Annotated in this window: 25 protein-coding genes; 11 read left to right on the top strand and 14 right to left on the bottom strand. The window is 66.7% G+C overall.

Features of this window, described 5'->3' with window-relative positions; genetic code table 11:
• From tatA to lnt, 4 genes are read left to right on the top strand one after another with little or no spacing between them, the layout of a single operon-like run.
• Positions 1-237 carry a Sec-independent protein translocase subunit TatA gene (gene tatA / locus MicroSTF_RS02615; protein WP_021200561.1) on the top strand — a complete coding sequence of 79 codons (237 nt, stop codon included), beginning with the start codon at positions 1-3 and terminating at the stop codon, positions 235-237.
• A gap of 57 nt (positions 238-294) precedes the next feature.
• Entirely contained in the window at positions 295-1,053 is a 759-nt protein-coding gene (gene tatC / locus MicroSTF_RS02610; RefSeq protein ID WP_029259222.1) for a twin-arginine translocase subunit TatC, read from the top strand.
• The gene (locus MicroSTF_RS02605) at positions 1,050-3,524 is read left to right on the top strand and encodes a DEAD/DEAH box helicase (protein WP_322953398.1); all 2,475 of its coding nucleotides are present in this window, start codon (positions 1,050-1,052) and stop codon (positions 3,522-3,524) included. Before tatC ends, MicroSTF_RS02605 begins: the two co-directional genes overlap by 4 nt.
• 1 nt (position 3,525) lies before the next feature.
• Positions 3,526-5,058: an apolipoprotein N-acyltransferase gene (lnt, locus tag MicroSTF_RS02600; protein ID WP_416338459.1), complete on the top strand. Its 1,533-nt coding sequence runs from the start codon at positions 3,526-3,528 to the stop codon at positions 5,056-5,058.
• Here the strand turns inward: lnt and MicroSTF_RS02595 are convergent.
• The 4 genes from MicroSTF_RS02595 to MicroSTF_RS02580 all read right to left on the bottom strand — a co-directional run bounded on the left by MicroSTF_RS02595 (position 5,055) and on the right by MicroSTF_RS02580 (position 7,747).
• Positions 5,055-5,438: an RNA polymerase-binding protein RbpA gene (locus MicroSTF_RS02595; protein ID WP_021200565.1), complete on the bottom strand. Its 384-nt coding sequence runs from the start codon at positions 5,436-5,438 to the stop codon at positions 5,055-5,057. The genes lnt and MicroSTF_RS02595 overlap by 4 nt on opposite strands.
• A gap of 124 nt (positions 5,439-5,562) precedes the next feature.
• Positions 5,563-6,339: a glycerophosphodiester phosphodiesterase family protein gene (locus MicroSTF_RS02590; RefSeq protein WP_029259225.1), complete on the bottom strand. Its 777-nt coding sequence runs from the start codon at positions 6,337-6,339 to the stop codon at positions 5,563-5,565.
• The gene (locus tag MicroSTF_RS02585; RefSeq protein WP_021200567.1) at positions 6,336-7,265 is read right to left on the bottom strand and encodes an SPFH domain-containing protein; all 930 of its coding nucleotides are present in this window, start codon (positions 7,263-7,265) and stop codon (positions 6,336-6,338) included. Before MicroSTF_RS02585 ends, MicroSTF_RS02590 begins: the two co-directional genes overlap by 4 nt.
• 8 nt (positions 7,266-7,273) lie before the next feature.
• A complete protein-coding gene (locus MicroSTF_RS02580; protein WP_021200568.1) occupies positions 7,274-7,747 on the bottom strand; it encodes an NfeD family protein in 474 nt (157 codons plus the stop codon).
• Positions 7,748-7,869: 122 nt separating this feature from the next.
• Here MicroSTF_RS02580 and MicroSTF_RS02575 point away from each other — a divergent pair, with 122 nt between their 5' ends.
• Positions 7,870-8,634, top strand: a complete 765-nt coding sequence (locus tag MicroSTF_RS02575) for an SDR family oxidoreductase (RefSeq protein ID WP_021200569.1) — start codon at positions 7,870-7,872, stop codon at positions 8,632-8,634.
• A gap of 70 nt (positions 8,635-8,704) precedes the next feature.
• Here the strand turns inward: MicroSTF_RS02575 and MicroSTF_RS02570 are convergent, their stop codons facing one another.
• Positions 8,705-9,301: an HdeD family acid-resistance protein gene (locus MicroSTF_RS02570; protein ID WP_021200570.1), complete on the bottom strand. Its 597-nt coding sequence runs from the start codon at positions 9,299-9,301 to the stop codon at positions 8,705-8,707.
• Between the two features lie 182 nt (positions 9,302-9,483).
• Here MicroSTF_RS02570 and MicroSTF_RS02565 point away from each other — a divergent pair, with 182 nt between their 5' ends.
• Genes MicroSTF_RS02565 through MicroSTF_RS02555 form a run of 3 tightly spaced genes read left to right on the top strand, consistent with a single transcriptional unit; the run spans position 9,484 to position 12,686 of the window.
• A complete protein-coding gene (locus MicroSTF_RS02565; RefSeq protein ID WP_231479834.1) occupies positions 9,484-9,882 on the top strand; it encodes a helix-turn-helix transcriptional regulator in 399 nt (132 codons plus the stop codon).
• A 5-nt stretch (positions 9,883-9,887) separates the two neighbouring features.
• On the top strand, positions 9,888-10,298 hold the full coding sequence (locus tag MicroSTF_RS02560) for a VOC family protein (protein ID WP_029259226.1): 411 nt from the start codon (positions 9,888-9,890) through the stop codon (positions 10,296-10,298).
• A gap of 30 nt (positions 10,299-10,328) precedes the next feature.
• The gene (locus tag MicroSTF_RS02555) at positions 10,329-12,686 is read left to right on the top strand and encodes an excinuclease ABC subunit UvrA (RefSeq protein ID WP_322953386.1); all 2,358 of its coding nucleotides are present in this window, start codon (positions 10,329-10,331) and stop codon (positions 12,684-12,686) included.
• A gap of 38 nt (positions 12,687-12,724) precedes the next feature.
• On the opposite strand, the gene MicroSTF_RS02550 is transcribed toward MicroSTF_RS02555, so the two are convergent.
• Positions 12,725-13,594: a class I SAM-dependent methyltransferase gene (locus tag MicroSTF_RS02550; RefSeq protein ID WP_322953384.1), complete on the bottom strand. Its 870-nt coding sequence runs from the start codon at positions 13,592-13,594 to the stop codon at positions 12,725-12,727.
• A gap of 221 nt (positions 13,595-13,815) precedes the next feature.
• On the opposite strand from MicroSTF_RS02550, the gene MicroSTF_RS02545 reads away from it, so the two are divergent.
• Both MicroSTF_RS02545 and MicroSTF_RS02540 read left to right on the top strand, forming a co-directional pair.
• Positions 13,816-14,217 (top strand): HIT family protein, encoded by a 402-nt coding sequence (locus MicroSTF_RS02545; RefSeq protein ID WP_322953382.1) that lies wholly within the window; start codon positions 13,816-13,818, stop codon positions 14,215-14,217.
• A 44-nt stretch (positions 14,218-14,261) separates the two neighbouring features.
• Complete coding sequence (locus MicroSTF_RS02540) at positions 14,262-14,795, top strand: AAA family ATPase (protein WP_322953378.1); 534 nt, start codon at positions 14,262-14,264, stop codon at positions 14,793-14,795.
• On the opposite strand, the gene MicroSTF_RS02535 is transcribed toward MicroSTF_RS02540, so the two are convergent.
• Both MicroSTF_RS02535 and MicroSTF_RS02530 read right to left on the bottom strand, forming a co-directional pair.
• A complete protein-coding gene (locus MicroSTF_RS02535; protein WP_322953376.1) occupies positions 14,792-15,850 on the bottom strand; it encodes a GNAT family N-acetyltransferase in 1,059 nt (352 codons plus the stop codon). The genes MicroSTF_RS02540 and MicroSTF_RS02535 overlap by 4 nt on opposite strands.
• Before the next feature lie 47 nt (positions 15,851-15,897).
• Positions 15,898-16,266 carry a VOC family protein gene (locus MicroSTF_RS02530; RefSeq protein WP_322953373.1) on the bottom strand — a complete coding sequence of 123 codons (369 nt, stop codon included), beginning with the start codon at positions 16,264-16,266 and terminating at the stop codon, positions 15,898-15,900.
• Positions 16,267-16,355: 89 nt separating this feature from the next.
• Here MicroSTF_RS02530 and MicroSTF_RS02525 point away from each other — a divergent pair, with 89 nt between their 5' ends.
• Positions 16,356-17,681, top strand: coding sequence for an MFS transporter (locus MicroSTF_RS02525; RefSeq protein WP_322953371.1), 1,326 nt, complete (start codon positions 16,356-16,358; stop codon positions 17,679-17,681).
• A 7-nt stretch (positions 17,682-17,688) separates the two neighbouring features.
• Here MicroSTF_RS02525 and MicroSTF_RS02520 read toward each other — a convergent pair whose 3' ends face one another.
• From MicroSTF_RS02520 to MicroSTF_RS02495, 6 genes are all read right to left on the bottom strand, one after another.
• Positions 17,689-18,501 (bottom strand): arginase family protein, encoded by an 813-nt coding sequence (locus tag MicroSTF_RS02520; RefSeq protein WP_322953369.1) that lies wholly within the window; start codon positions 18,499-18,501, stop codon positions 17,689-17,691.
• Positions 18,502-18,580: 79 nt separating this feature from the next.
• Positions 18,581-19,327: a formylglycine-generating enzyme family protein gene (locus MicroSTF_RS02515; protein WP_322953368.1), complete on the bottom strand. Its 747-nt coding sequence runs from the start codon at positions 19,325-19,327 to the stop codon at positions 18,581-18,583.
• A 31-nt stretch (positions 19,328-19,358) separates the two neighbouring features.
• A complete protein-coding gene (locus MicroSTF_RS02510; RefSeq protein WP_322953366.1) occupies positions 19,359-20,114 on the bottom strand; it encodes an SGNH/GDSL hydrolase family protein in 756 nt (251 codons plus the stop codon).
• A gap of 34 nt (positions 20,115-20,148) precedes the next feature.
• Positions 20,149-21,501 (bottom strand): MFS transporter, encoded by a 1,353-nt coding sequence (locus MicroSTF_RS02505; protein WP_322953364.1) that lies wholly within the window; start codon positions 21,499-21,501, stop codon positions 20,149-20,151.
• A gap of 47 nt (positions 21,502-21,548) precedes the next feature.
• The gene (locus MicroSTF_RS02500; RefSeq protein WP_322953362.1) at positions 21,549-22,583 is read right to left on the bottom strand and encodes an LLM class flavin-dependent oxidoreductase; all 1,035 of its coding nucleotides are present in this window, start codon (positions 22,581-22,583) and stop codon (positions 21,549-21,551) included.
• A gap of 54 nt (positions 22,584-22,637) precedes the next feature.
• The gene (locus MicroSTF_RS02495; protein WP_322953360.1) at positions 22,638-24,314 is read right to left on the bottom strand and encodes a DUF885 domain-containing protein; all 1,677 of its coding nucleotides are present in this window, start codon (positions 24,312-24,314) and stop codon (positions 22,638-22,640) included.
• Between the last annotated feature and the right edge of the window lie 20 nt (positions 24,315-24,334).

The raw sequence follows: 24,334 nt of genomic DNA, 5'->3' as shown, positions 1-24,334 counted from the left end.
ATGTTCGCTGGAATGCAAGGCTGGCACCTGCTTATCGTGCTCGCCGTGATCCTCCTCCTGTTCGGTGCTGCCAAGTTGCCGGCTCTCGCGAAGAGCATGGGACAGTCCGCGCGCGTGTTCAAGGGCGAGATGAAGGCGATGAAGGACGACGACGCCGCTCGCACCGATTCCGCAGCCGCCGAGCCGACCACGGTGAAGGACTCGGGCATCGACCCTGAGACCCCGCCCCGCGCCTGACCGGCCGTGGCAGCCATCGAACCGACCGTGATGCCGAAGGCGGATCGGGATCGACGGATGTCGCTGGGCGCGCATCTCGTCGAACTGCGCAAGCGCCTGATGTTCGCTGCGCTTGCGCTGCTCGTCGGCATGGTCGTCGCGTTCCTCATCGCCGACCCGATCATCAACTTCATCACCGAGCCGGTACGGATCATCGCCGAGAAGCGCGGAGACGACTTCAGCGCACTCAATTTCGGCACGGTCACGGCCGCGTTCGACATGCGCATGCGCATCGCCTTCTCCATCGGCATCTTCCTGTCGGCTCCGGTATGGCTGTGGCAGATCTGGGCGTTCATCATGCCCGGTCTCACCCGCAAGGAGGTCAGGTACACGATCGGTTTCGTCGTGGCCGCCGTTCCGCTGTTCTTCGCCGGCTGCTACCTCGGCGTCATGATCATGCCCCACATCATCGAACTGATGTGGAGCTTCACGCCCGCCGGGGCGACGAACCTCTACTCCGCCCAGGAGTACTACGACTTCATCTTCAAACTGATGATCGTGATCGGCATCTCGTTCGTATTGCCCGTGTTCCTGGTGGCACTCAACCTCGCAGGCGTCATGTCCGGACGGGCGATCCTCAAGGGATGGCGTGTCGCGATCATCATCGCCACGGTGTTCGCCGCGCTCGCGACGCCGGCGGCTGACGTCGTCAGCATGCTGATGCTCGCGGGCATCCTGATCGTCCTCTTCTTCGCCGCCGCAGGTCTCTCACTGATCTTCGACCGACGAAAGCGCAAACGCGACGAGGCATCAGGGCTTCTGCCGGATCCGGCATGAGTTCGCCTTCCGAGAGGTACGCCCGCGCGCAGGAAGCAGTGGAGCACCCGCAGTCGACGGCGTTCGCCGCACTGCAGAAGTTCCAGCTCGATCCCTTCCAGGTCGCCGGCTGTCACGCGCTCGAGAGCGGCCGGAGCGTGTTGGTCGCGGCGCCGACGGGCGCCGGGAAGACAATCGTCGGCGAATTCGCTATCCACCTCGCGATGCAGACCCCGAGTGACAAGGCGTTCTACACGACACCGATGAAGGCCCTCTCGAACCAGAAGTTCCGAGAACTGGTCGACGTCTATGGTGCCGACGACGTGGGACTCCTTACGGGCGACACGAACATCAACGGCAACGCACGGATCGTCGTGATGACGACCGAGGTCCTTCGCAACATGATCTACGCCGATTCCTCGGCCCTCCGCGACCTCCGCTACGTCATCATGGACGAAGTCCACTACCTCGCCGATCGGTTCCGGGGCGCGGTGTGGGAGGAGGTCATCATCCACCTCCCCGCCCGTGTCCGCCTCGTGTCGTTGAGTGCCACGGTGTCGAACGCGGAGGAGTTCGGCGACTGGCTCGACACCGTGCGCGGCGACACCGAGGTGATCGTCTCCGAGGTCCGTCCCGTGCCGCTCGAGCAGCACGTGCTCGTCCGCGACGACCTCCTGCCGCTGTTCGACGACCGCGCTGGTCTCGCCACGGCGCAGGTGAACCAGGAGTTGATGCGGATCCGCTCGTCGACGGGCACGACCTACGAGAACAACCGCCAGGCGCAGTCCTATCGCAGCGACCGTCATGCCGGCCGTCAGGCGAAGCGGCCTCCGCGGGGAGGGCGTCGTCCGGTGCGTGCCGCCAATGCCCGCCGGATCGAGCGGATGGACCGCCCCGACGTCGTGCGGCTTCTGGAGCGGGCGAATCTGCTGCCGGCGATCTTCTTCATCTTCAGCCGCGTGGGGTGTGATGCCGCGGTGCAACAGGTGCGCCGCTCGGGGATCCGGCTCACCTCGAATGAGGAACGTGCCGAGATCCGGGCCATCGTCGAAGAGCGCACGCGCACGCTCCAGGAGGAGGACCTCGGCGTCCTCGGCTACTGGGAATGGCTCGACAATCTGGAGCGCGGAGTGGCGTCGCATCACGCGGGGCTGCTGCCCGCCTTCAAAGAGGTCGTCGAAGAGCTCTATCAGCGCAAGCTGGTCAAGGTCGTCTTCGCCACCGAGACGCTCGCGCTCGGGATCAACATGCCGGCACGCACCGTTGTGCTCGAGAAGATGGAGAAGTTCAACGGCGAGGCCCGGGTGGCCATCACCTCGGGGGAGTACACCCAGCTCACCGGGCGCGCAGGACGCAGAGGGATCGATGTCGAGGGTCACGCCGTCGTGCAGTGGACCGAGGGCATGGATCCACAGGCGGTCGCTGCACTCGCCTCCCGCCGCACCTACCCGTTGAACTCCAGCTTCCGGCCGACGTACAACATGGCCGTCAACCTGATCGACCTGTTCGGCAAGCCCAGGTCCCGAGAGATCCTGGAATCGTCGTTCGCCCAGTTCCAGGCCGACCGTGCCGTCGTCGGGCTGGCGCGGCAGGTGCGTGAAGCCGAGGAATCGCTGGCCGGCTATCAGAGCGCGATGGCCTGCGAACACGGCGACTTCCCCGAGTACGCGGCGATCCGACGCGAGCTGAGCGACCTCGAGAAGAAGAACCGTCAGGACTCGAACGCCCCGCGCGCGTCGCGCGACAAGCGCATGAAGCGCATCCAGACCCTGCGGACGCAGATGCAGCGTCACCCGTGCCATCGCTGTCCCGACCGCGAAGCGCACGCACGCTGGGCGGAGCGCTACTGGAAGCTGAAGCGTCAGACGGATCGCATCCGTCGTCAGATCGAGACACGCACCGGGACCGTCGCGCGGGTCTTCGACCGCGTCGTCGAGGTCCTGGAGACGCTCGACTATCTACGTGACGAGGACGGAGAGACCACGCTGACCGAGGCCGGACGGACCATGCGTCGCATCTACGGCGAACGTGACCTGCTCGTCGCGGAGTCCTTGCGTCAAGGCCTCTGGGCCGGCCTCGATGCTCCGTCCCTTGCAGCCATGGCGTGCTGTCTGGTGTACGAACCCCGCCGCGACGAGGCGAACACGGGGGAGAGGGGTCTACCGCGAGGGCCCTTCCGCGCGGCGTATGAGAAGACGACCACGCTCTGGGCCGAGCTGGACGACCTCGAGCAGGACCATCACCTCCCCGGAAGCGAGCCCCTGGCCGCAGGCCTGGCCGGCGCGATGCACTCCTGGGCGCGGGGCGGGATGCTCGACCGGGTGCTGGTCGATGCGGATATGGCGGCCGGGGACTTCGTGCGCTGGGCCAAGCAGACGATCGATCTGCTTGACCAGCTGTCGATCGTGGCCGAGGATGCGGCTCTCGCGCGTACGGCTCGTGCCGCGCTCGACGGGGTGCGTCGCGGCATCGTCGCCTACTCGTCGATGTGAGATGGACGGAATGACCGAGAAACCAGCGCCGCAGCGCGCCCTCCTGCCGCTCTGGGCCGCTGTGCTCGCTGCCGCACTCGCCGCCCTGATGATGGACCTGGCCTATCCTGAGGCCGCGATCTGGATTCTCGCCTTCCCCGCGACCGCGCTTCTGCTCGTCGCGCTGATCGGGCGCCGGTTCGGTGGGGCTCTGCTCGTCGGTCTCGTCTACGGCATCCTGTTCTTCGGGCTTCTCGTCTCCTGGACGTCGCGATACCTGGGGCCTGTTCCCTGGGCCGCCCTCAGCGTGGTGGAAGGCGTGCTGACCGCCGTCGCCCTGGTTCCGATCGCCCTCGCGTACCGTTGGATGCCGAAGGCCTTCCCCGGGACCGCAGCACGTCTCCTGGGACTTCCCACGGTCATCGCCGCCCTCTGGGTCGGTCGGGAGCTCTTCATCGGCTCCTGGCCCTACGGGGGCTTCCCCTGGGCACGGATCGGCATGAGTCAGGCGGAGAGCCCTCTGGCATCCGTCACATCATGGGTCGGTGTCAGCGGTCTCAGTTTCCTGATGGTGCTCGTCGTCGCGATGCTGATCGAAGTCTTCCGACTGCGTGCATGGCGTGGTCCGCTCCTTCTGATCGCGCCCGCCGCCGTCCTCGCGGTGCTGCTGTTCACCCCGCTCTTCCCGACGTCCCCGAGCGGTTCCCTGCGCATCGCGGCGGTGCAGGGGAACGGTCCCACCGGGTACTTCGATGACCGCGAAGCGTTCGCCGTCATCCAGGCGCAGACCGAAGCCACAGCGCCTCTCTACGGCGAGGACGTGGATCTCCTCGTCTGGCCCGAAGGCTCACTGGACGGCGACCCCTTCCAGATCGACGCCCTCGCTCGACGGATGACGCTCGTCGCCAATCGGATCGACGCCCCGTTGCTGGCGAATGCGGCCACCGGGCGCGACGACCGCTTCTTCAACACCTCCATGCTCTGGAACGCCGATGGCACCGCGACGCAGCTGCACGACAAGCGTCACCCTGTCCCTTTCGGGGAGTATGTACCCGACCGCGCCTTCTTCAACGCGCTCGCGCCCGATCTGATCGGGCTCATCCAGAGGGAGTACACGCCGGGGTCGAACCCCCCGATCATGGATGTGGGCGACGTGCGCGTCGGTCTCGCCATCTGTTTCGACGTGATCTACGACGACGTGATCTGGCAGGGACTGAACTCCGGTGCCGAGGTGCTGGTGTTCCAGACCAACAACGCCGACTTCCGCGGTACGGACGAGAACCTCCAGCAGCTCGCCTTCGCGCGGATGCGGGCGATCGAGACGGGCCGCAGCGTGGTGAACGTCTCCACGGTCGGCACCAGCCAGGTCATCCGCGCGGACGGCTCGACGGTCACCAGCCTGGACGCAGATGAGGCCGGAGCGATGCTCGAAGATGTCGAGCTCCGGTCCGGCCTCACGGCGGGTGTCGTACTGGGCCCCTGGGTGCAGGCCATCCTGCTGTGGGGCGGGCTCGGCGCGCTCCTCGTCGGGTGGTGGCGCGCCAGGAGGCGCTAGGCGCCGATCTTCTCGCGGGTCGGGTCTTCGCCGGCGCCGCGCCGGGCGCGGATGAAGGCGAGGCGCTCTTCGAGGAGCTCTTCGAGCTCGGCGCGGGTACGGCGCTCCAGGAGCATGTCCCAATGGGTGCGGGCGGCCTTCTCATCGCTGGCCTCGAGCGTGACGGCCTGACCGTCGACGTTCAAGCGCGCCTCGGCGCCGCACGCGCGGCACTCCCAGGTCTGGGGCGGCTCTGCATCCGCCGCGAACATCAGGTTCGTGACGTGGCCGCAAGTGTCACAGGTGTAGGTGGTCTCACGGCGCTCCATGAAAACGACGCCCTCTTCGCTCTGTAGGCTCTGGGCGCCGAGTCGGATGCCGCGCAGGCTGCGATCTGCCATTGTGTGGTCCTCTCGTCGCTGTCAGGTATAACGCTCCAGCCTGTGCGCTTCATCCACGCGCCCGCCTTCTCGGCGGAACTCACAGGTTAATCCCAGCGCCGGAGGTTATGGGGCGAGTCGGGAGTCAGTGGGGAGAGAGCGTCTTGAGAGCGAGATCCGCGCGATCGGAGACGATGCCGTCAGCTCCGAGGCCGACGAGTCGCCGCATGTGCTCGGGGTCGTTGACGGTCCACACATGGACCTCGACGCCGTGCCGGTGCGCCGCACGCAGGAGCGCGGGGGTCAGGACCTTCAGCGCGCCGTAGCGCTCGGGAATCTGCAACGCGTCGATCTCGCGGAGCAGACGGGCGGGGGAGAGGTGGAGTGCCGAGGCTCCCCGCAGGGAGGCGATCGTCCGGCTCCCTCCCGACGTCGCGGGACGGAGAGCGGCGCCGGCTCGCAGCACCGAGGCGAGGGCGGCACGGCGGTTCGCGTCGGAGAAGCTGGTCAGGAGGACGCGGTGGGTGTGATCGACCAGGATCGGGCCGAGGGGCTCGACGGCTGCGGCCGTCTTCACATCGATGTTGAAACGCACGTCCGGGAACGAAGCCAGCGCCTCCGACACCGTCAGGAGTCCGCCGTGGTCGGAGAAGAGCGTCCGCAGTTCGCGTGTGCGCACATCCTGGACCCTTCGGCTGTCGCCGATCAGGCGGGTCAGGGTCGTGTCGTGGAACAGCACCACATCGCCGTCTGCGGTGACCTGGCAGTCGGTCTCGATGTAGTCGACACCCGCCGCGTGCGCGGCGGCGAAAGCCGCGGCAGAGTTCTCCCAGACGCCGGAGTCCTCGCCTGCCGCGGTGATCAGACCGCGGTGGGCGAGGACTCGGGGATGCCGCGTCTTCGAGAAGTACGGGTGCGTCACGCGCCCGGAAGCGTGTTCGTCGGACCCTGGCCCGGCTTCGGGGTGAACGCACTGCCGATGCCTTTGAGCGCCTCGGTGAGTTCGCTCGGGATGATCCACAGCTTGTTGGACTGCCCCTCGCTGATCTTCGGCAGCATCTGCAGGTACTGGTAGGCGAGCAGCTTGTCATCCGGCTCGCCCTGGTGGATGGCGCTGAAGACGTTCTGAATCGCCTCGGCCTCACCCTGTGCGCGAAGCACAGCTGCCTGCTTGTCGCCCTCTGCCCGGAGGATCTCGGCCTGACGGGCACCCTCGGCCTCGAGGATCGCCGACTGCTTGGTTCCCTCGGCCGTGAGGATCGCGGCGCGTCGGTCACGCTCGGCGCGCATCTGCTTCTCCATGGAGTCCTGGATCGAGATGGGCGGGTCGATCGCCTTCAGCTCGACGCGGCCGACGCGGATTCCCCATTTGCCGGTGGCCTCGTCGAGCACGACGCGCAGCTGCCCGTTGATGTTGTCGCGGCTCGTGAGTGCCTCTTCGAGGTTGAGGCCACCGACGACGTTGCGAAGAGTGGTGGTGGTCAGCTGTTCGACCGCACCGAGGTAGTTCGCGATCTCGTAGGTGGCTGCGCGCGCGTCGGTGACCTGGAAGTAGACGACCGTGTCGATCGACACGACGAGGTTGTCCTCGGTGATGACCGGCTGCGGCGGGAAGGAGACGACCTGCTCGCGCATGTCGATCAGGGGGCGCAGGCGATCGATGAACGGGACGAGGACGTTCAGACCGGGGGTCAGCGTCTTGTGATAGCGCCCGAGGCGCTCGACGACCCCTGCCGTCGCCTGGGGGATGATGCGGATCGCACGGGCGACGGTGACCACCACGAAGATGATCACCGCGATCACGAGGATCCACAGGATCGCTGTGGGGATGAACGATGCGTCGTTCACGGGTTCTCCTAGTCGTTGACGGGACGGACGATGGCGGTCGCACCGTTGATCGCGGTCACGGCGATCGGAGCGCCCTGCGGGATCGGCACGGGCGTGGCGGTGCGAGCGGTCCAGGTGTCGCCGTTGGCGAGCTTGACCTGGCCGGAGATCTGAGTGATGTCGTGCAGCGCGATACCGCGCAGGTCGACGAGGGCGTCGACATTCGACTTGGTCGGATCTTCTCCGCGGCGCAGTCGCTTGAGGAGCGGGGGACGCAGGAAGAGGATGAACAGCGCGGCGGCGGCCGCGGCGATGATGACCTGCAGCCAGACCGGAACACCGATCAGGTCCGTGACCAGCCCCACGACGCTGCCGAAGCTCAGCATCAGGAAGGTGAAGTCCAGCGACAGCATCTCGATGACGAGGAAGACGGCGATCAGGACCAGCCAGCCGATCCATGCCCATTGGTCGATGAACGTGACGAATGTCGTGAAGTTGTCCATGCGGCCTCCTTTGTGGTCAACGTATCACGCGGGCACCGACGGATCAGGGTGCCACAGCGCGCGCTTGATAGTGTGAGAGGGCCGTGCGATCACGGCTTTTTCACGCATCATGAGGAGTCACCGTGACCGACGTTCTTCCCGCAGGATCCCTTGACGGCAAGGTCGCTCTTGTCACCGGTTCATCGCGGGGCATCGGCGCCGACACCGTGCGCTACCTCGCCGAGGCAGGCGCCGACGTCGTCATCAACTTCCGCAACAAGGCACCGCGTGCAGAGAAGCTCGCCGCCCAGCTCCGCGAGCTCGGCCGTCGCGCTCTCGTCGTCGGCGCGGACCTGACCGACCAGGCATCCGTCGCCGAGATGTTCGAGGCGATCCGCGCCGAATACGGGCGGCTCGACGTCCTCGTGCTCAACGCCTCCGGCGGCATGGAATCCGGCATGGCCGAGGACTACGCCCTCGCGCTGAACCGTGACGCCCAGCTCAACGTCCTGAACGCGGCGACGCCCCTGCTCGGAGACGGCGCGCGCGTCGTGTTCGTCACCAGCCACCAGGCGCACTTCATCCGGACCACGCCGACCATGCCGGAGTACGAACCGGTGGCACTCTCGAAGCGGGCGGGGGAGGACGCGCTCCGCGAGCTCATCCCCGGACTGACCGAGAAGGGGATCGGGTTCACCGTCGTCTCGGGCGACATGATCGAAGGAACGATCACGGCGACTCTGCTCGAGCGCGCGAACCCGGGCGCCATCGCCGAGCGCCGGGAATCGGCCGGCAAGCTCTACAACGTCTCGGAGTTCGCAGCCGAGGTCGCCAAGGCCGTCATCGACCCGGTACCGGCGGACAACACGCGCCTCGTCGGTGACGTGAGCGCCTTCGCCGCCGAGTAGCCAGGGCGCACAGATCGGCCCCGTCCTGCACGCTGCGGGACGGGGCCGTTCTGTTTTCAGACCGAGAGGATCAGCTCGTCGCTCCACCCTGCACGGCGGAGACGTATTCCTTCTCGTCTCGACCGAGCGTGATGGCGCGCACGATCTGGATGATTCCGAGCACGACCAGCGAGATGCCCAGCAGCAGCCAGAACGCGAAGCCGGCGATGAGCGGCGAGAACAACACGATGATTCCCGCGACGATGCTCAGGATCGCGTAGAGGACGGTCCAGACGCGCGAGCCGTCGCTGCCCAGCAGTGTGAGCGCGACGATCCCATCGACGATCCAGCTGACGCCGATGAAGATCACGACCACGAAGGCGAGCGTGGCGGCGGCGGCATTCAGGTTGAAGTACGCGATGACACCGGCAGCGATGTAGAGCAGGCCGAGGACGATGTGACCGACGCGCGCCCACCCGCCCTTCGCGCTCGAGAAGATGCCGAGTCCGACGTAGACGAGACCGGCGATGATGAGGTAGGTGGCGAAGATCGCCGTCACGATGACCGCGGACTTCACCGGCCAGACGAGGAGGACGATTCCGGCGAGCAGCGCCAGCACACCGGCGACGGCCAGCGTGACGCGGATCGACTTGAACAACGACTTGGCCTCCGTGAGTGGTTCAGACATGGTGGGGACCCCTTTCTGAGAAGATCCTGTGAGGATGCACCCTCAGGGTAGCGCTCCGCCGGGCCGGAGCGGGGGAGAAGCCGTCTTCCGCGTTTCGTTCCGTCATGCCGCGACTTCCGGGGACATGGCAAGATCAAGTCGTGACCGACGTCGACGAAGTTCGCCTCCGCGAACTCACCGTGATGAGGAGAGTCCGAGACCGCATCGACCGGGAGTACGCGCGACCACTCGATGTGGAGGCGCTCGCGCGCGGGGTGCACATGTCCGCAGGACACCTGAGCCGGAAATTCCGTGAGGCCTATGGCGAATCCCCGTACTCCTACCTGATGACCCGACGGATCGAGCGGGCGATGGCGCTCCTGCGGCGCGGAGACCTGACGGTGACGGAAGTGTGCTTCGAGGTGGGATGCTCCTCACTCGGCACGTTCAGCACGAGATTCTCCGAGCTGGTCGGTGTCGCACCCAGCGTGTACCGTGAACGCGCTGCCAGCGTCGAGGGAATCCCCTCGTTCCAGGCCAAGCACGTGACCAGACCGATCAGGAATCGAGAAGCGCCGCGCACCGATGCGCACCTAACGTGAACACCATGAACATCAGCATCCACTACGCATTCCTCCCGCACACCGATGCCGAAGCGGCCCTCGCGTTCTATCGCGACGCCCTCGGCTTCGAGGTGCGCAACGATGTCGGGTACGACGGCCTGCGGTGGCTCACCGTCGGGCCCGAGGGTCAGCCGCAGACATCGATCGTGCTGCACCCGCCGGCAACCGATCCGGGCATCACGGACGCCGAGCGTCAGACGATTCTCGAGCTGATCGCCAAGGGCAGCTACGCGGCCCTCACGCTGGCCAGCGATGACGTCGACGCCCTCTTCGAGCGTCTCGTCGAACGTGGAGCCGATGTCGTGCAGGAGCCCATCGATCAGCCCTACGGTGTGCGCGACTGCGCGTTCCGCGATCCTGCAGGCAACCTGCTGCGTATCAACCAGGCCGCCTGACCTTCTCCACCGATCCCACGAAAGACGCCGATGACCACGGACGAGCACCCCGCAGACACCCACGACCTGATCCGCGTACAGGGTGCGCGCGAGAACAATCTCAAGGACGTCAGCGTCGATATCCCGAAGCGCCGTCTGACCGTGTTCACCGGCGTGTCTGGTTCGGGGAAGAGCTCGCTCGTCTTCGACACGATCGCGGCGGAGTCGCGGCGCATGATCGACGAGACCTACAGCGCCTTCGTCCAGGGGTTCATGCCGTCGGTGCCCCGTCCAGATGTCGACATCCTCGAGGGTCTGACCACGGCGATCATCGTCGACCAGGAGCGTCTGGGAGCGAACCCCCGATCGACCGTCGGCACCGTCACCGACGCCAACGCGATGCTCCGCATCCTGTTCAGCAAGCTGGGGCAGCCCTATATCGGCGGACCGACCGCCTTCTCGTTCAACATCCCGACGCAGAAGGCCAGCGGTGTCATGACAGGCCCGGGTGGAGAGAAGAAGATCGTGAAGGATGCGATCTACCTCGGCGGCATGTGTCCGCGATGCGAGGGCAGGGGAGCGGTGTCCGACCTCGATCTCGCCCAGATCGTCGACGAGTCGAAGTCTTTCGACGACGGTGCCATCATGGTGCCCGGCTACACGGCCGACGGATGGATGGTGAAGGGGTTCTCCCAGTCGGGCTTCTATCCCGCGGATAAGCCGATCTCCCAGTTCACCGACAAGCAGCGGCACCTCTTCCTCTACGGCGAGGTCACGAAGGTGAAGATCTCCGGGATCAACATGACGTACGAGGGTCTCATCCCGAAGATCACGAAGTCGATGCTTTCGAAGGACCTCGACGCGCTGCAGCCGCACATCCGGGCCTTCGTGGAGCGCGTGGCCACGTTCGCCGTCTGCCCGGAGTGCGATGGGACGCGGCTCACCGAGGGGGCGCGGTCGTCGAAGATCGAGGGTGTGAGCATCGCCGATGCGTGCCGCATGCAGGTGACAGACCTGGCCGATTGGGTCCGGGGACTCGATCTCCCCGGAGCCGGCCCGCTGCTGCAGGCGCTCAGCGCCAATCTCGACGCCTTCGTGACGCTCGGCCTCGGATACCTCAGTCTGGAGCGTCCGTCGGGCACGTTGTCCGGGGGAGAGGCGCAGCGCATCAAGATGCTGCGGCACCTCGGGTCATCGCTCACCGACATCACCTACGTGTTCGACGAGCCGACGATCGGTCTGCACCCGCACGACATCCAGCGCATGAACGGCCTGCTGCTGAAGCTGCGGGACAAAGGCAACACCGTGCTGGTCGTCGAGCACAAGCCAGAGACCATCGCGATCGGCGACCACGTCGTCGATCTGGGGCCTGGTGCGGGCAGCGCCGGTGGGGAGATCTGCTTCGAGGGCACGGTCGAGGGGCTGAAGGCCAGCGGCACCAAGACCGGTGACCACCTCGAGGATCGGGCCCAGCTCAAGGAGGCAGTGCGCTCCGGAACCGGATCGATCGAAGTGCGCGGGGCCACCGCGAACAACCTCCAGGACGTCGATGTCGACATCCCGACGGGGGTCCTCACCGTCGTGACGGGCGTGGCGGGCTCGGGCAAGAGCTCGCTCATCCACGGGTCGGTGTCCAAGCGCGACGGAGTCGTGGCGATCGACCAGGCCGCGATCAAGGGCTCTCGGCGAAGCAACCCGGCGACGTACACGGGACTCCTCGAGCCGATCCGCAAGGCTTTCGCGAAGGCGAACGGCGTGAAGCCGGCTCTGTTCAGCGCGAACTCCGAAGGCGCCTGCCCCTCGTGCAAGGGCGCGGGTGTGATCATCACGGAGCTCGGCTTCATGGACACGATCGAGACTCCCTGCGAGGACTGCGGAGGCAAGCGCTTCCAGGCCGGGGTACTGGAGTACAAGCTCGCAGGCAAGGACATCACCGAGGTGCTCGATCTGCCGGTCTCCGAGGCTCGGGTGTTCTTCAGCGACGGGGAGGCCAAGCTGCCGGCCGCCACGGCGATCCTCGGGCGGATGGAAGACGTGGGTCTCGGCTACCTGTCACTCGGGCAGCCGCTGTCGACGCTGTCCGGTGGCGAACGCCAACGCATCAAGCTCGCGATCCAGATGGGGGAGAAGGGCGACGTCTACGTGCTCGACGAGCCCACGACCGGCCTTCACCTCGCCGATGTGGACAAGATCCTGGGACTGCTGGATCGACTCGTGGATGCCGGCAAGACCGTGATCGTGATCGAGCACCATCAGGCAGTCATGGCGCACGCGGACTGGATCATCGACATCGGGCCGGGAGCCGGACACGACGGTGGCAGGATCGTCTTCGAGGGAACGCCGAGCGATTTGGTATCCCAAAAATCGACGCTCACGGGGGAGCACCTCGCGCAGTACGTCGGGGCGTGAGAACGTCGGAGTGCGTGCCCACGCTCGCACTCCGACCATCACGCGTCTCCGGCGGCTCCGCCTTCGTCGACGCGCGCGATGATCGTGTACGTGCAGGGGATCAGATCCCGCTCGGCTTCGGGCCAGGCGTAGCCGCCGGACACCTCGACCGTGCGATCGCTGAATCGCCACGGCAGCGTACGACCTTCATCGAAGTGGACGAGCCTGAGCCCTGCACGCAGCAGCGCACCGAGGATCTCGGACAACGGGTGCGGCCACTCGTAAGTGCGGGCGTGGTCGATACGACCGTCGCCGGCATATGTGCTGTCGTCGTCCCATTGCTGCGCGCGACCGGTCGCGAAGTAGGAATAGCGCGTGGTCAAGGTGTCCGCGTCCTCATCCAGCGCGTACAGGGCGGGATGACCGTCGCGGATGAAGAACATCCCGCCCGGACGCAGCAGCTGCACGATCTGCGCCGCCCACCGATCCAGGTCGTCGAGCCAGCTGATCGTCCCGATACTCGTGTACACGACATCGAAGTCACCGGTGACTGCAGCCCGTGCATCGAGCACATCGGTCTGCACCCACGTCGCATCGATACCCAGACGCACGGCGAGATCGCTCGCCGCACGCAGCGCAGACGGCGAGAAATCGACGCCGGTCACCGTCGCACCGGCGCGAGCCAGGGAGACCGTGTCGGTGCCGATGTGGCATTGCAGGTGACAGAGATCGAGGCCGGACAGACCGTCCGCAGGAAGGAACGACGTCATCGTCGCGAGGTCGTCGCGAACGACGTCGCTGAGATGCGCGGGATCGTCGAACGCAGCGAGCCCATAGGCTTCCGTGTGCACCGGGACGCGATCCTCCCAGTTCTCCTGATTCGCGCGTCGCGCAGATTCCCAGTCGATGTCGACGTTGCTTCCGTTCACGAGGCGAGCCTATCGATCACCGCTCTCGGATCGTGAAAGATAGCCGATAATGCACATTATGTCAGCTCAGAAGATCGTCAGCGCCACCGGTGACAGATGCAGCTCCCGGGACCAGCACTCCCCCGTGCGATGATCGGTGCGTGCATCCAGCCACCCACGAGCCGCCCGGATATGCGTGTCCGTTCTGCAAATTCCAACAGGGTCTGTACGACGAACTCAGCATGCCGTCCGACGTGGTCGCCGTCACCGACCGTGCATTCGCTCGGATCGCGCCGAAGTGGTGGCCGGGGAACCCCGGAGCGGTCCTCGTCATCCCGCGGACGCACGTGGAGAACATCTACGACCTGTCACCGGAGGACGGCTTCGCGGTGTGGGATCTGACGCAGCGGGTGGCGATCGGGATCCGGTCATCCTACGGATGCGAGGGGACCTCCATCCGGCAGCACAATGAGCCCGCAGGAGACCAGGACGTCTGGCACCTGCATGTGCATGTGTTCCCCCGCTTTCCGGACGATCGGCTGTACCAACGACACGGAGACGCGGAGTGGGTGGATCCCGGCCGTCGCGAGACATTCGCGTCGAAACTCAGGGCCGCGCTGGGAATGCCGTTCGCGCTCGATTGATCGCCCGACTCGACCCGCCTGGCGGGCGCTGCAAGGATGGTTCGATGACTCTCACGGGCAATGGCTCCACGCGTCTCGTCATTCTGCGCGGCGATGCCGCATCGGGGAAGACGACGACGGCGAGGGCACTGCGACCGGCACTAGGTCAACGGGTCGCCGTCATTTCTCAAGACCACTTCCGCCGTGAGCTGCTGCACGACCCCAACCGGTTGAGACGCTCTCGAGCGGCGAGCATCCTGATCGTCGGCGCCGCCCGGCAGGCGCTGGACCTCGGTTACGACGTCATCCTCGACGGGATCTTCAATCTGCGCGACTACGCCGAAGCCTTCGAGAGCTTGTACCTCGACCATCGCGGAACGACAGGAATCTATCAGTTCGACGTCGGCCTCGAAGAGAAGATTCGGCGCCATACCGGAAGACCTCTCGCGAACGCTTTCGGGGAGGACGAGATCCGCCGATGGCACGACGGGTGGCAACCACTCCCCTGGTTCGATGAGCGACGGGTCGGCCCGGAGACGACCACCGATCAACTCGTGACGATGATCCTCGAAGATCTCGGCCACCGCATCGTCGACTAAGCCGGTTCCTCAGCCGCCGGATCAGCAATCGGCGACGGTGACCGGAGTCGGCTGTACACGAGCATGTCCCGGCGCTCATCGCCGATCTTCTGCCAGGAATGAAGCAACCCTTCGCGCGCATAGCCCGCCTTCTCAGCAGTCCGGAGTGAGGGCCCGTTCGTCGGGTCGATGTGCAGCTGCAGACGATGCAGATCGGCGAGGTGCCACGCCCATTCCGTGAGGGTTTGCAGCGCGCTGTAGGCGTATCCCTCGCCACGTCGCGTGGGTCGGATCCAGTAGCCGACGGTCGCTCGACCCTGGTCCCGGTCACGAAGCCACAGCCCGATCTGCCCCACGCATTCATCGTTCGCCTCGATCGCGAACGAGTAGCCGATACCCTTCGCTGCCCGCTCGTGCTGCCGGACCAGCCACGCGCCGGCGAGCCCGGGATCAGCGACGATGGGAACGGTGGTGACGTCGGTGATCGAACGATCGAAGGACGCCTCCAACACGGCATCGATGTCAGATTCCTCGAAAGGTCGGAGAACGATCTCGGGGCCCTGTACCCGCGGAACGCTGAGTCCTGAGGTACCCGCGATCGCTCCGCTGTGCCGATCGACGAGATCACGGCGGTAGGTGATCATGGGCTCGCCGCCGAGCGGGTGCGGGACAGGCTCCGAGACCGCCGCGAACCCCTCCGATTCGTAGAGCTGGATGGCGGCGTTCCCTCGCCGCACCGCGAGTTCGAGGCTGAAGAAGCCGGCACCCGTCGAATACTGAATCGCATCGCGCAGCAGGGCACGACCATGTCCCTGCCCGGCGGATGACGGCATCACGGCGATCCGCTCCAACACGGCCGTCGTCTCGTCGTGTGTCTTCGGCGTGGTGAGAGCGAAACCCGCCAGAGGCTCCCCCGTGAGCGCGAACCGGAGGACATGGCCATCGAACAGCTTTCGCATGCGATCGGCGATCGAGCGGGAGTCGACATCCCCGTCACGGTGCCGGAGCGCGTGAAACCAGACGTCCACGCATCTCTCGATGTCCTCGGGGATGTCGCCCGCCACGATGTCCGTCATACCGGCAATCGTCGCACGCGCGACACCGGCGAAGCCACGGCTGACTCCTACTGCGTCGACCAGACTCCGAGCTCCGTGCCCGTCGGGTCGGCGAAGTGCAGGCGTCGCCCGCCGGGGAACGCGTACGGCTCTTGGAGGATCGTTCCGCCGGCCTTCTCGATAGCCGCCTTCGTGGCGTCGAGGTCTTCCGAATAGAGCAGTACGAGCGGACCTCCGACAGGACGCGGCTCGTCGGCCAGCATCAGACCACCGGCTTCGTTGCCGTCGCCGCGCGGCGAGACGATACCGGCGTATCCCGGTCCGTAGTCGTTGAAGCTCCAGCCGAAGGCGTCACCGAAAAAACTCTTCGACGCCTCCATATCGGTGACGACGAGCTCGATGTAGTCGAGTGAGTGGTGCAAAGGGGAACTGGTCATGGCGCCACCGTAGCGACCCCGACCGACATCGAGCGGAAGTCGCCGAATGCGCGTCCGCGGAGGAGTAGCCGGAGGAGTAGCGTTGAGGCGTGCCGCAGGTCTCCCCCTCCCCCGTCTCGACACCGGGGTGGAGAGCCTGGGTGATCTGGTCGGTCGGAGTCGCCGCTTACGTGTTGGCCATCACAAACCGCACATCGCTCGGCGCTGTCGGCGTCGAAGCGGCCGACCGCTTCCAGGCGGATGCATCGACGCTCGCTCTTTTCGCCGTGGTCCAACTCGCCGTGTACGGCGGAATGCAGATCCCGATCGGAGTGCTCCTCGATCGCTTCGGCTCGCGCCCGATCATGACCGTCGGCATGCTGCTGATGGCCGCGGGCCAGCTGACCATGGCCCTCTCCCCCAGCATCGGCATCGCGATCTTCGCGCGTGTCCTGCTCGGTGCCGGTGATGCCGCGATCTTCCCAGCGGTGCTACGACTCGTCGCGACCTGGTTTCCCGCCCAACGCGGACCGCTCATGGTCCAGTTCACCGGCATCATCGGGCAAGCCGGCCAGCTGATCGCCCTGGTCCCGCTGGCCGCACTCCTGCACGCCACCAGCTGGACCATCACCTTCGGCAGCATCGCAGGCCTCGGTGTGCTGTTCACCATCCTCGTGGCGCTGGTGATTCGCAACCATCCCGCAGAGCGCGGCGCCGACGTCACGGTGAACACCGATACCGGTGTCGTCCGCGTCGTCACCTCCGCCATAGATACCGGTGTCGGCATACGTGCCGCCTGGGCACACCCGGGCACGCGGCTGGCCTTCTGGTCGCACTTCACGACCCCGTTCGCGGGTACCGCGTTCGTGCTGCTCTGGGGAATGCCCTTCCTCACCGCGGCGGAAGGGCTCGATACGGCCCACGCCGCGGGAATCATCTCCGTATATGTCGTGGCCGGCATGCTTCTGGGACCCCTCATCGGCGACCTCTCCCGGCGGCTTCCGAATCACCGGTCGCTCGCGCTGGTGCTCCCCGCCGTCGGGGTGCAGATGGCAGCGTGGGTCGCTGTCATCGCTGTGCCCGACACCGCGCCCAGCTGGCTCCTCTATGTGCTGGCGATCGCCCTCGCGACCGGAGGGCCCGCCTCCATGATCGCGTTCGACCATGCGCGGACGCACAACCCCACCCACCGTCTGAGCACCGCCACCGGTGTGACGAACGCGGGAGGGTTCATCGCCGCGCTCATCGCCATCTTCCTCATCGGCCTCGCACTCGACCTGCAGGGCGCCGGCACTCCCGAGACATACTCGCTCGAGGCCTTCCGGATCGCGTTCCTGATGCCGATCCCCCTCTGGATCATCGGCACGGTGTTCATCCTCATCGAACGCAAGCGGACGCGCATCCGGATGGGCCTCGATCCGGAACGTCGGCGCTGAGCGCACCCTATCGGAGCAGGTGCTGCAGCGTCTCCACGATGAGCTCGACGCTGACGCGCTCCGGCACCTCATCGTCGCCGGCTTCGAACTCCGCGAGTTCGATCCCCCGGACCGAGTCGGACGGCAGCGCCGCGAAAATCGCCGCCACGTGGTGAGGCAGCAACCCGCCTCCGACCCGGTAGGCGGCGGGGATGTACCCGGGTTCGAGCACGTCCCAATCGACGTGGATCCACACGGGACGTCCGGCGACGAGTTCGAGGATGCGCTCCGGCGTGCTCTCGGAAGGAGCGAGAACGGTGACCCCCGCTTCTGCGAGCAACTCACCCTCAGCGACGTCGATGTCGCGACCGCCGACCACGATCACCTGCGTCGGATCGATGCCGTCGCCGTGCCCACTGTCCCAGAGTCCGCACGCCGCGGCCAGGACCATACCGCCGAGATAGCCCGAATCCGTCGTATCCGGAGTGTTGAAATCGCCGTGTGCGTCGATCCAGAGCACGACGGCGTCGGGATGGTGCTCGGCAGCAGCGGGAAGAGTGCCGAGGCTCGCCGCGCAGGTGTTCGTGATCAGGAGGGGTGTCGCGCCCGTAGAGATGGCGTCGTGCACCGCTGCGCGCAATCCGCTCAGAGTCGCCTCCGCTTCGGGAAGCGCGACGGACCAGTCATCGACCAGGCCCGGTGTCGGGGTGCCGACGACGTGCGGTTCGATCTCCAGCAATGCCGAGACCGCGTCACCCACGCGTCGTGCCCCCACGAGCGCTCCGTCGGTGCGATCGGCCACTCGGCCTTGGGAGACGATAAGCGCGTAGGAAGGTGCCATGTCTCCAGCTTTCCATCCGCGGGATGACAGGACAAAACGTGGAGTGATGCGGACACGGCGGCCGCGCGGTACCGGCGTCTCAGCTCCGACGAGGCGTCCATCCGGAAGGCAACGGTCCATTCCGGACAGCACGTTCGCGGTCCGCGCGCGCGGACCAGCCCTGTGCACCGTCGACCGTGTCGAACGCACCCCGCGCCAGTCGGAACCCGACATCGTCATGGTGCATGCGAGGTGCTCCCCCGCGACGCACCGATGCGCGCACGCTCCACGCGTCGTCGGCGAACCCGCCGCCGCGGAAGACGCGGTAGTCGTCATAACGGGCGGGATCCAACAGGTCCCAGCACCACTCCCAGACGTTGCCGAGCGTGTCGAAGAGACCGTTGAGGTTCGGCAGCTTGCCGCCGATGTCCTGCGGAGAGGACACCCCGTCCGCACTCGTCCATGCCGCATCGGCAAGAGGCGCATAGTGCGGACCTGTCGACCCGGCGCGGCAGGCGAACTCCCACTCCGCTTCGGTGGGGAGCCGGTACCCGTCGGCGGTCGTGTCCCAGGTCACCTCCTCGCCATCGAACAGATAGACCCGATCCAGGCCCTCCCATTCGGATGCGGCGTTGCAGAAGTGGATCGCGCGCAACCAACTGAGGTCGGCGGCGGGGCGACGCGGGTGGCGCACCGGGATGCCCAGCACCTCGGTGAGCTGCTCCTCCGTCACCGGATACACACCGATCCGGAACGGCTCGAGTGTCACATCACGCCGCTCGTCACGACGCGCATCGTGCAGCGTCAGGACACCGGCGGGTATACGCGCCAATTCGAAGTCGCTCACCGATCCCCCGCAACCGAGGAACCGCTTCGCATCACGAGGGCACTCGTTCGACCCAGGACGGGTACTTCGCCGTACGGCCATCGCCCGACGAGGTGCGCGTCACGCGTCGGCGGACCCAGGGACCGACGAACTCCCGGTAGTAGGCGAGCCCCGATGGCCCGGTACCCCGTCGATCATTCGGGGCCCACCATGTCGCCGGGGGCTCGAAGCCGAGCGCGTGCAGCACGCGGGCAGCTACACGGTGGTGACCCGCCGCGTTCATGTGCAGACGGTCATCCGCCCAGTACGCACCGCGGGAGAGCTCACGATCCGGCCAATTGAGTGCTCGGACCACGTCGGGGCGCTCCTCGATCCGCCGGAGCACCGCGTCGGAGAGCAGATCGCCGCGCCGCTGGACGAGGGAGCCCATCGGGAGCTGCCCGCTGGGATTGGCACCCGAGAGCAGGATCATGGTGACGCCCTCCTCATCGCACCGCCGCAGCACGCGACTGAAGGCATCGGCGATGTGCTCGACATCGGTGCGCGGGCGCAGCATATCGTTGCCACCGCCGTTGAAGGAGAGATGCGTCGGGCGCAGAGCGAGCGCGGGTTCGAGCTGCTGCTCGACGATCGGCCAGGCGAGCTTGCCCCTGATCGCGAGGTTCGCGTACTGGATGGAGTGGCCCGCCGCGTCCGCCCAGCCTTGGGCCGCGAGATCGGCCCAGCCGCGCTCCCGCCCATCCGGAAGAACGTCACCGACCCCCTCGGTGAACGAGTCGCCGATCGCCACGAACCGCACATCTGCCATCGTCCCAGCCTATTGCGGCTCACGACGCGCGGCGTCAACGGTCGTCGAGAGCCTGACCACCCCGATCGACGAGCCCCCATGCTGCGGCGGCCGCACCGAGGAAGCACACGCCGAACACGGCGAACAGCAGCGGAGCCCCACCGGCGATCAGAAGGACCGGTACGGAAAGCGGCGCCACGATCGATGCGATGCGGCCGACCCCGGCGGCCCAGCCCGCGCCCGTTCCCCGCAACGACGTCGGATAGATCTCGGGCGTGACGGCGTACAGCGCGCCCCAGGCACCGAGGTTGAAGAAAGACAGAGCCATGCCCGCAGCGATGATCGCCCCCTCGGTCGTGGCCGTGCCGAAGATCACAGCCGAGACGGCCGACCCCAGAAGGAACACCGACAGGGTCAGCCGTCGCCCCCAGACCTCGATCAGCCACGCGGCGACCGCGTATCCCGGAAGCTGCGCGAGCGTGATGATCAGTGTGAATCCGAACGAGCGGACGAGATCGAACCCGGCGTCCACGAGGATGCTCGGAATCCAGATGAACGCGCCGTAGTAGGCGAAGTTCACGCCCAGCCACACCACCCAGAGGCAGAGGGTGCGCAGGCGGAACTCGGGGTTCCAGAGCGTGGCGAGGCGGGCCCGAGCCGTGACCGCGATCGCGCGGGACGCCGGCTCCTTCCGAATGGCCGGGGCCGTCCCCACACCGGCATCAGCCTCGAAGGCCGAGACGATGCGATCAGCTTCCGCGATGCGTCCACGCGAGGCGAGCCATCGCGGAGACTCGGGCATCCGCCACCGCACGAACAGGGCATACACGGCAGGAATCGCGCCGAGCGCGAAGGCCCAGCGCCAACCGTCGTCGGACGCCGGGATGACCAGGAACCCGATGACGGCGGCTGCCGTCCATCCGAGCGCCCAGAAGGCCTCCAACACGACGATCAGACGACCGCGGATTCGAGCAGGAGCGAACTCGCTCACGTACGTCGACGCGACCGGGAGCTCGGCACCGAGACCGAGCCCGACGAGGAATCGCAGCACGAGGAGTACCGCGATTCCGCCGACGAGCGCGCTGGCCCCGGTCGCGATGCCGTACACGAGCAGGGTGAGTGCGAACACCTGGCGGCGACCGAAGCGATCGGCCAGCAGACCGCCGAGCGTCGCGCCGATGGCCATCCCGATGAAACCGACCGAGGCGATCCACCCCGCCTCGCCCTTGGTCAGTCCCCACTGCTGCGTGAGGGCCGCGAGGATGAAGGAGATCAGACCGACATCCATCGCGTCCAGGGCCCATCCCAGCCCCGATCCGGTGAGCAGCCGGAGGTGTCGACGCGTGAACGGCAGGACGTCCAGGCGCTCGGCCAGTGAGGAGCGGCTCGGCAGGGCGGTGTTGGCCATGTTCCTCATCGTAGAGCTGAGCGCCGGACAGGCCGCGCGAGATGTCGTCAGTCGTGCGCGGCGAGGATCTTGCGCACCCGCGGGATGACCTCGGTGCCGTACAGCTCGATACTGCGCATCATCGACTCGTGCGACAGCGTACCTGTCGCGTACTTCAGGTCGAACCGTCCGAGACCCAAGGTCGTGATCGTGTCGGCGATCTTCGCGGCGACTCGATCCGGTGAGCCCGCATAGATCGCCCCTTCCGGACCGACATCGTTCTGGAAACGCGCGCGGCTGTATGCCGGCCAGCCGCGCTCGCGGCCGATGGTGTTGTTCATCGCCTCGAAGCCGGAGTACGCCGCGTCCCAGGCCTCCGCGTCGGTCTCGGCGATGTGGCCCGGCGAATGAACGGAAACGGGGTGCGAGGTCGTGCCGAACGACGCCACGGAGCGGTGGTAGAGGTCGACGAACGGCTTGAACCGATGGGCCGGTCCCCCGATGATCGCCAGCATGAGCCCGAGCCCGTGACGAGCGACCCGCACGACAGACTCCGGGCTTCCACCGACACCGACCCAGGTGCGAAGACCCTTCTCGGTCTTGGGGAACACGTTCGCGTTGTCGAGCGACGCCCGCATCGTGCCCGACCACGTCACGGGCTCTTCCTTGAGCAGCTCGACGAACAGCTCCAGCTTCTGCTCGAACAGTGCGTCGTAGTCGCGGAGGTCGTAGCCGAACAGTGGGAAGGACTCGATGAAGGATCCGCGCCCGAGAACGACCTCGGCGCGACCGTTCGAAAGCGCGTCCAGCGTCGAGAAGCGTTCGAACACACGTACCGGATCGTCGGAGGACAACACGGTCACCGCGGTGCCCAGTCGGATGTGTTCCGTGCGAGCCGCGATCGCGGCCAGCACCATCTCCGGCGCGGACACAGCGAACTCGGCGCGGTGGTGTTCCCCCACCCCGAAGAAGTCCACGCCCACCGTGTCGGCGAGCTCTGCCTGCTCCACGATGTTGCGGATGGTCTGCGCTCCGGTGAGGAGCTCTCCGTCTGCGTCCCTCGTGATGTCCCCGAAGGTGTCCAGCCCGAATTCGATGCCCATGTCATCCCTCTCTATTCAGGTGAATGAACACGCGGCGATCGAATCGCATTCCCGTCAGCGGGGAAGCAGCGCGCTGCGCAGCGTGTCGAGGCCGACCCCACCCATGTCGAGCGCACGCTTGTGGAAGCCCTTGAAGGAGAAGGCGTCGCCCTCCGCCGCACGGACGCCGTCACGCACCTGCTCCCAGATGCGCTGACCGACCTTGTACGACGGAGCCTGCCCCGGCCAGCCGAGGTAGCGGTTCACCTCGAACTGCACGAACTGATCCGACATGTTCACGTTCTGGCGCATGAAGTCGAGCGCATACTCCGCATCCCACACTCCCGCGCCATCGAGACGTGGCTTGCCCAGGTGTACGCCGATGTCGAGCACCACACGGGCCGCCCGCATACGCTGCCCGTCGAGCATGCCGAGTCGATCGGCGGGATCGTCGAGGTAGCCGAGCTGCTCCATCAGACGCTCGGCGTACAGGGCCCACCCCTCGGCGTGGCCCGAGGTGCCGGCCAACAGCCGGCGCCAGGAGTTGAGCTCGGCCCGGTTGTACACGGCCTGGGCGATCTGCAGGTGGTGGCCCGGCACGCCCTCATGAAAGACGGTGGTGAGCTCTCGCCAGGTGTCGAACTCCGTGACGCCCTCGGGAACGGACCACCACATACGACCGGGACGCGAGAAGTCGTCGGTCGGGCCCGTGTAGTAGATGCCACCTTCCTGGGTGGGCGCGATCATGCACTCGAGCGTGCGGATCGCCTCGGGGATGTCGAAGTGGGAGGCTCCGAGTTCGGCGACCGCGCGATCGCTCGTCTCCTGCATCCACTTCTGGAGAGCGTCGGTGCCCACGAGCTTGCGGGCAGGGTCGGCTTCGAGGTGGGCCACGGCCTCTTCGACGGAGGCCCCCGGCAGGATCTCATTCGCGATCGCGGTCTGCTCCGCCACCATGCGCGCGAGCTCTTCGCGGCCCCACTCGTAAGTTTCGTCGAGGTCGATCGTCGCCCCGAGGAAGCGACGGGAGTTGAGCGCGTACAGGTCGCGTCCGACGGCGTCGACCTCTCCGGCGGCGGGGGCGAGTTCCTCCGCGAGGAAGCGGCGCAGCTCGTCGTACGCGACGCGTGCGGCGGCGGAGTTGTCGGCGAGAGTACGCGCGAGCGAGGCGGGCAGCTGGCCTTCTTCGGGGTCGGCCTCCGCGACGAACGCGGCGAAGAATCCGTCATCCGCGGTGTAACGGTCGATCTGCGTCGCGACCTCGATCACTTGACGACGTGCCGGCGTCACCCCCTCGGCGATACCGGTGCGCAGCGTCTCGACGTAGCCACGGAGGGCGTCGGGAACAGCGGCGAGCCTCGTCGCGATCACGTCCCAGTTCTCGACGGTCGCGGTCGGCATCAGATCGAAGGCCGCGCGCACATCCTGCGCCGCCGAGGCGATGACGTTGAGATCGCGCAGATGCCACTTCGCGTCGTGCAACTCGAGATCGAGACGCAGCTCCGCGCCCAGGTCGGTCTTGGTCACCTCGTCGATCGCGTCGACGGGCTCGAGGGCGGAGAGCCTGTCGAGCGTCGCGCGGGTCGCAGCGGCGATCTCTTCATGCCCCGCGGGACTCAGGTCACCGAAGCGATCGTTCACCTCGTCGCGGCCGATGTAGGTCCCGAGAGTGGGCGCCAGTACCGCGATCGTGTCGACCCATTCATCGGCGACGGCGTCGATGGCGGAGGGAGTGCGGGGAGCTGAAGTCATAGTTGTCAGCCTAATCCCCG

This window comes from Microbacterium sp. STF-2 (assembly GCF_034650155.1).
GTDB classification, from domain to species: Bacteria; Actinomycetota; Actinomycetes; order Actinomycetales; family Microbacteriaceae; genus Microbacterium; species Microbacterium maritypicum_A.
This window is presented reverse-complemented; position numbering and strand designations above follow the sequence as displayed.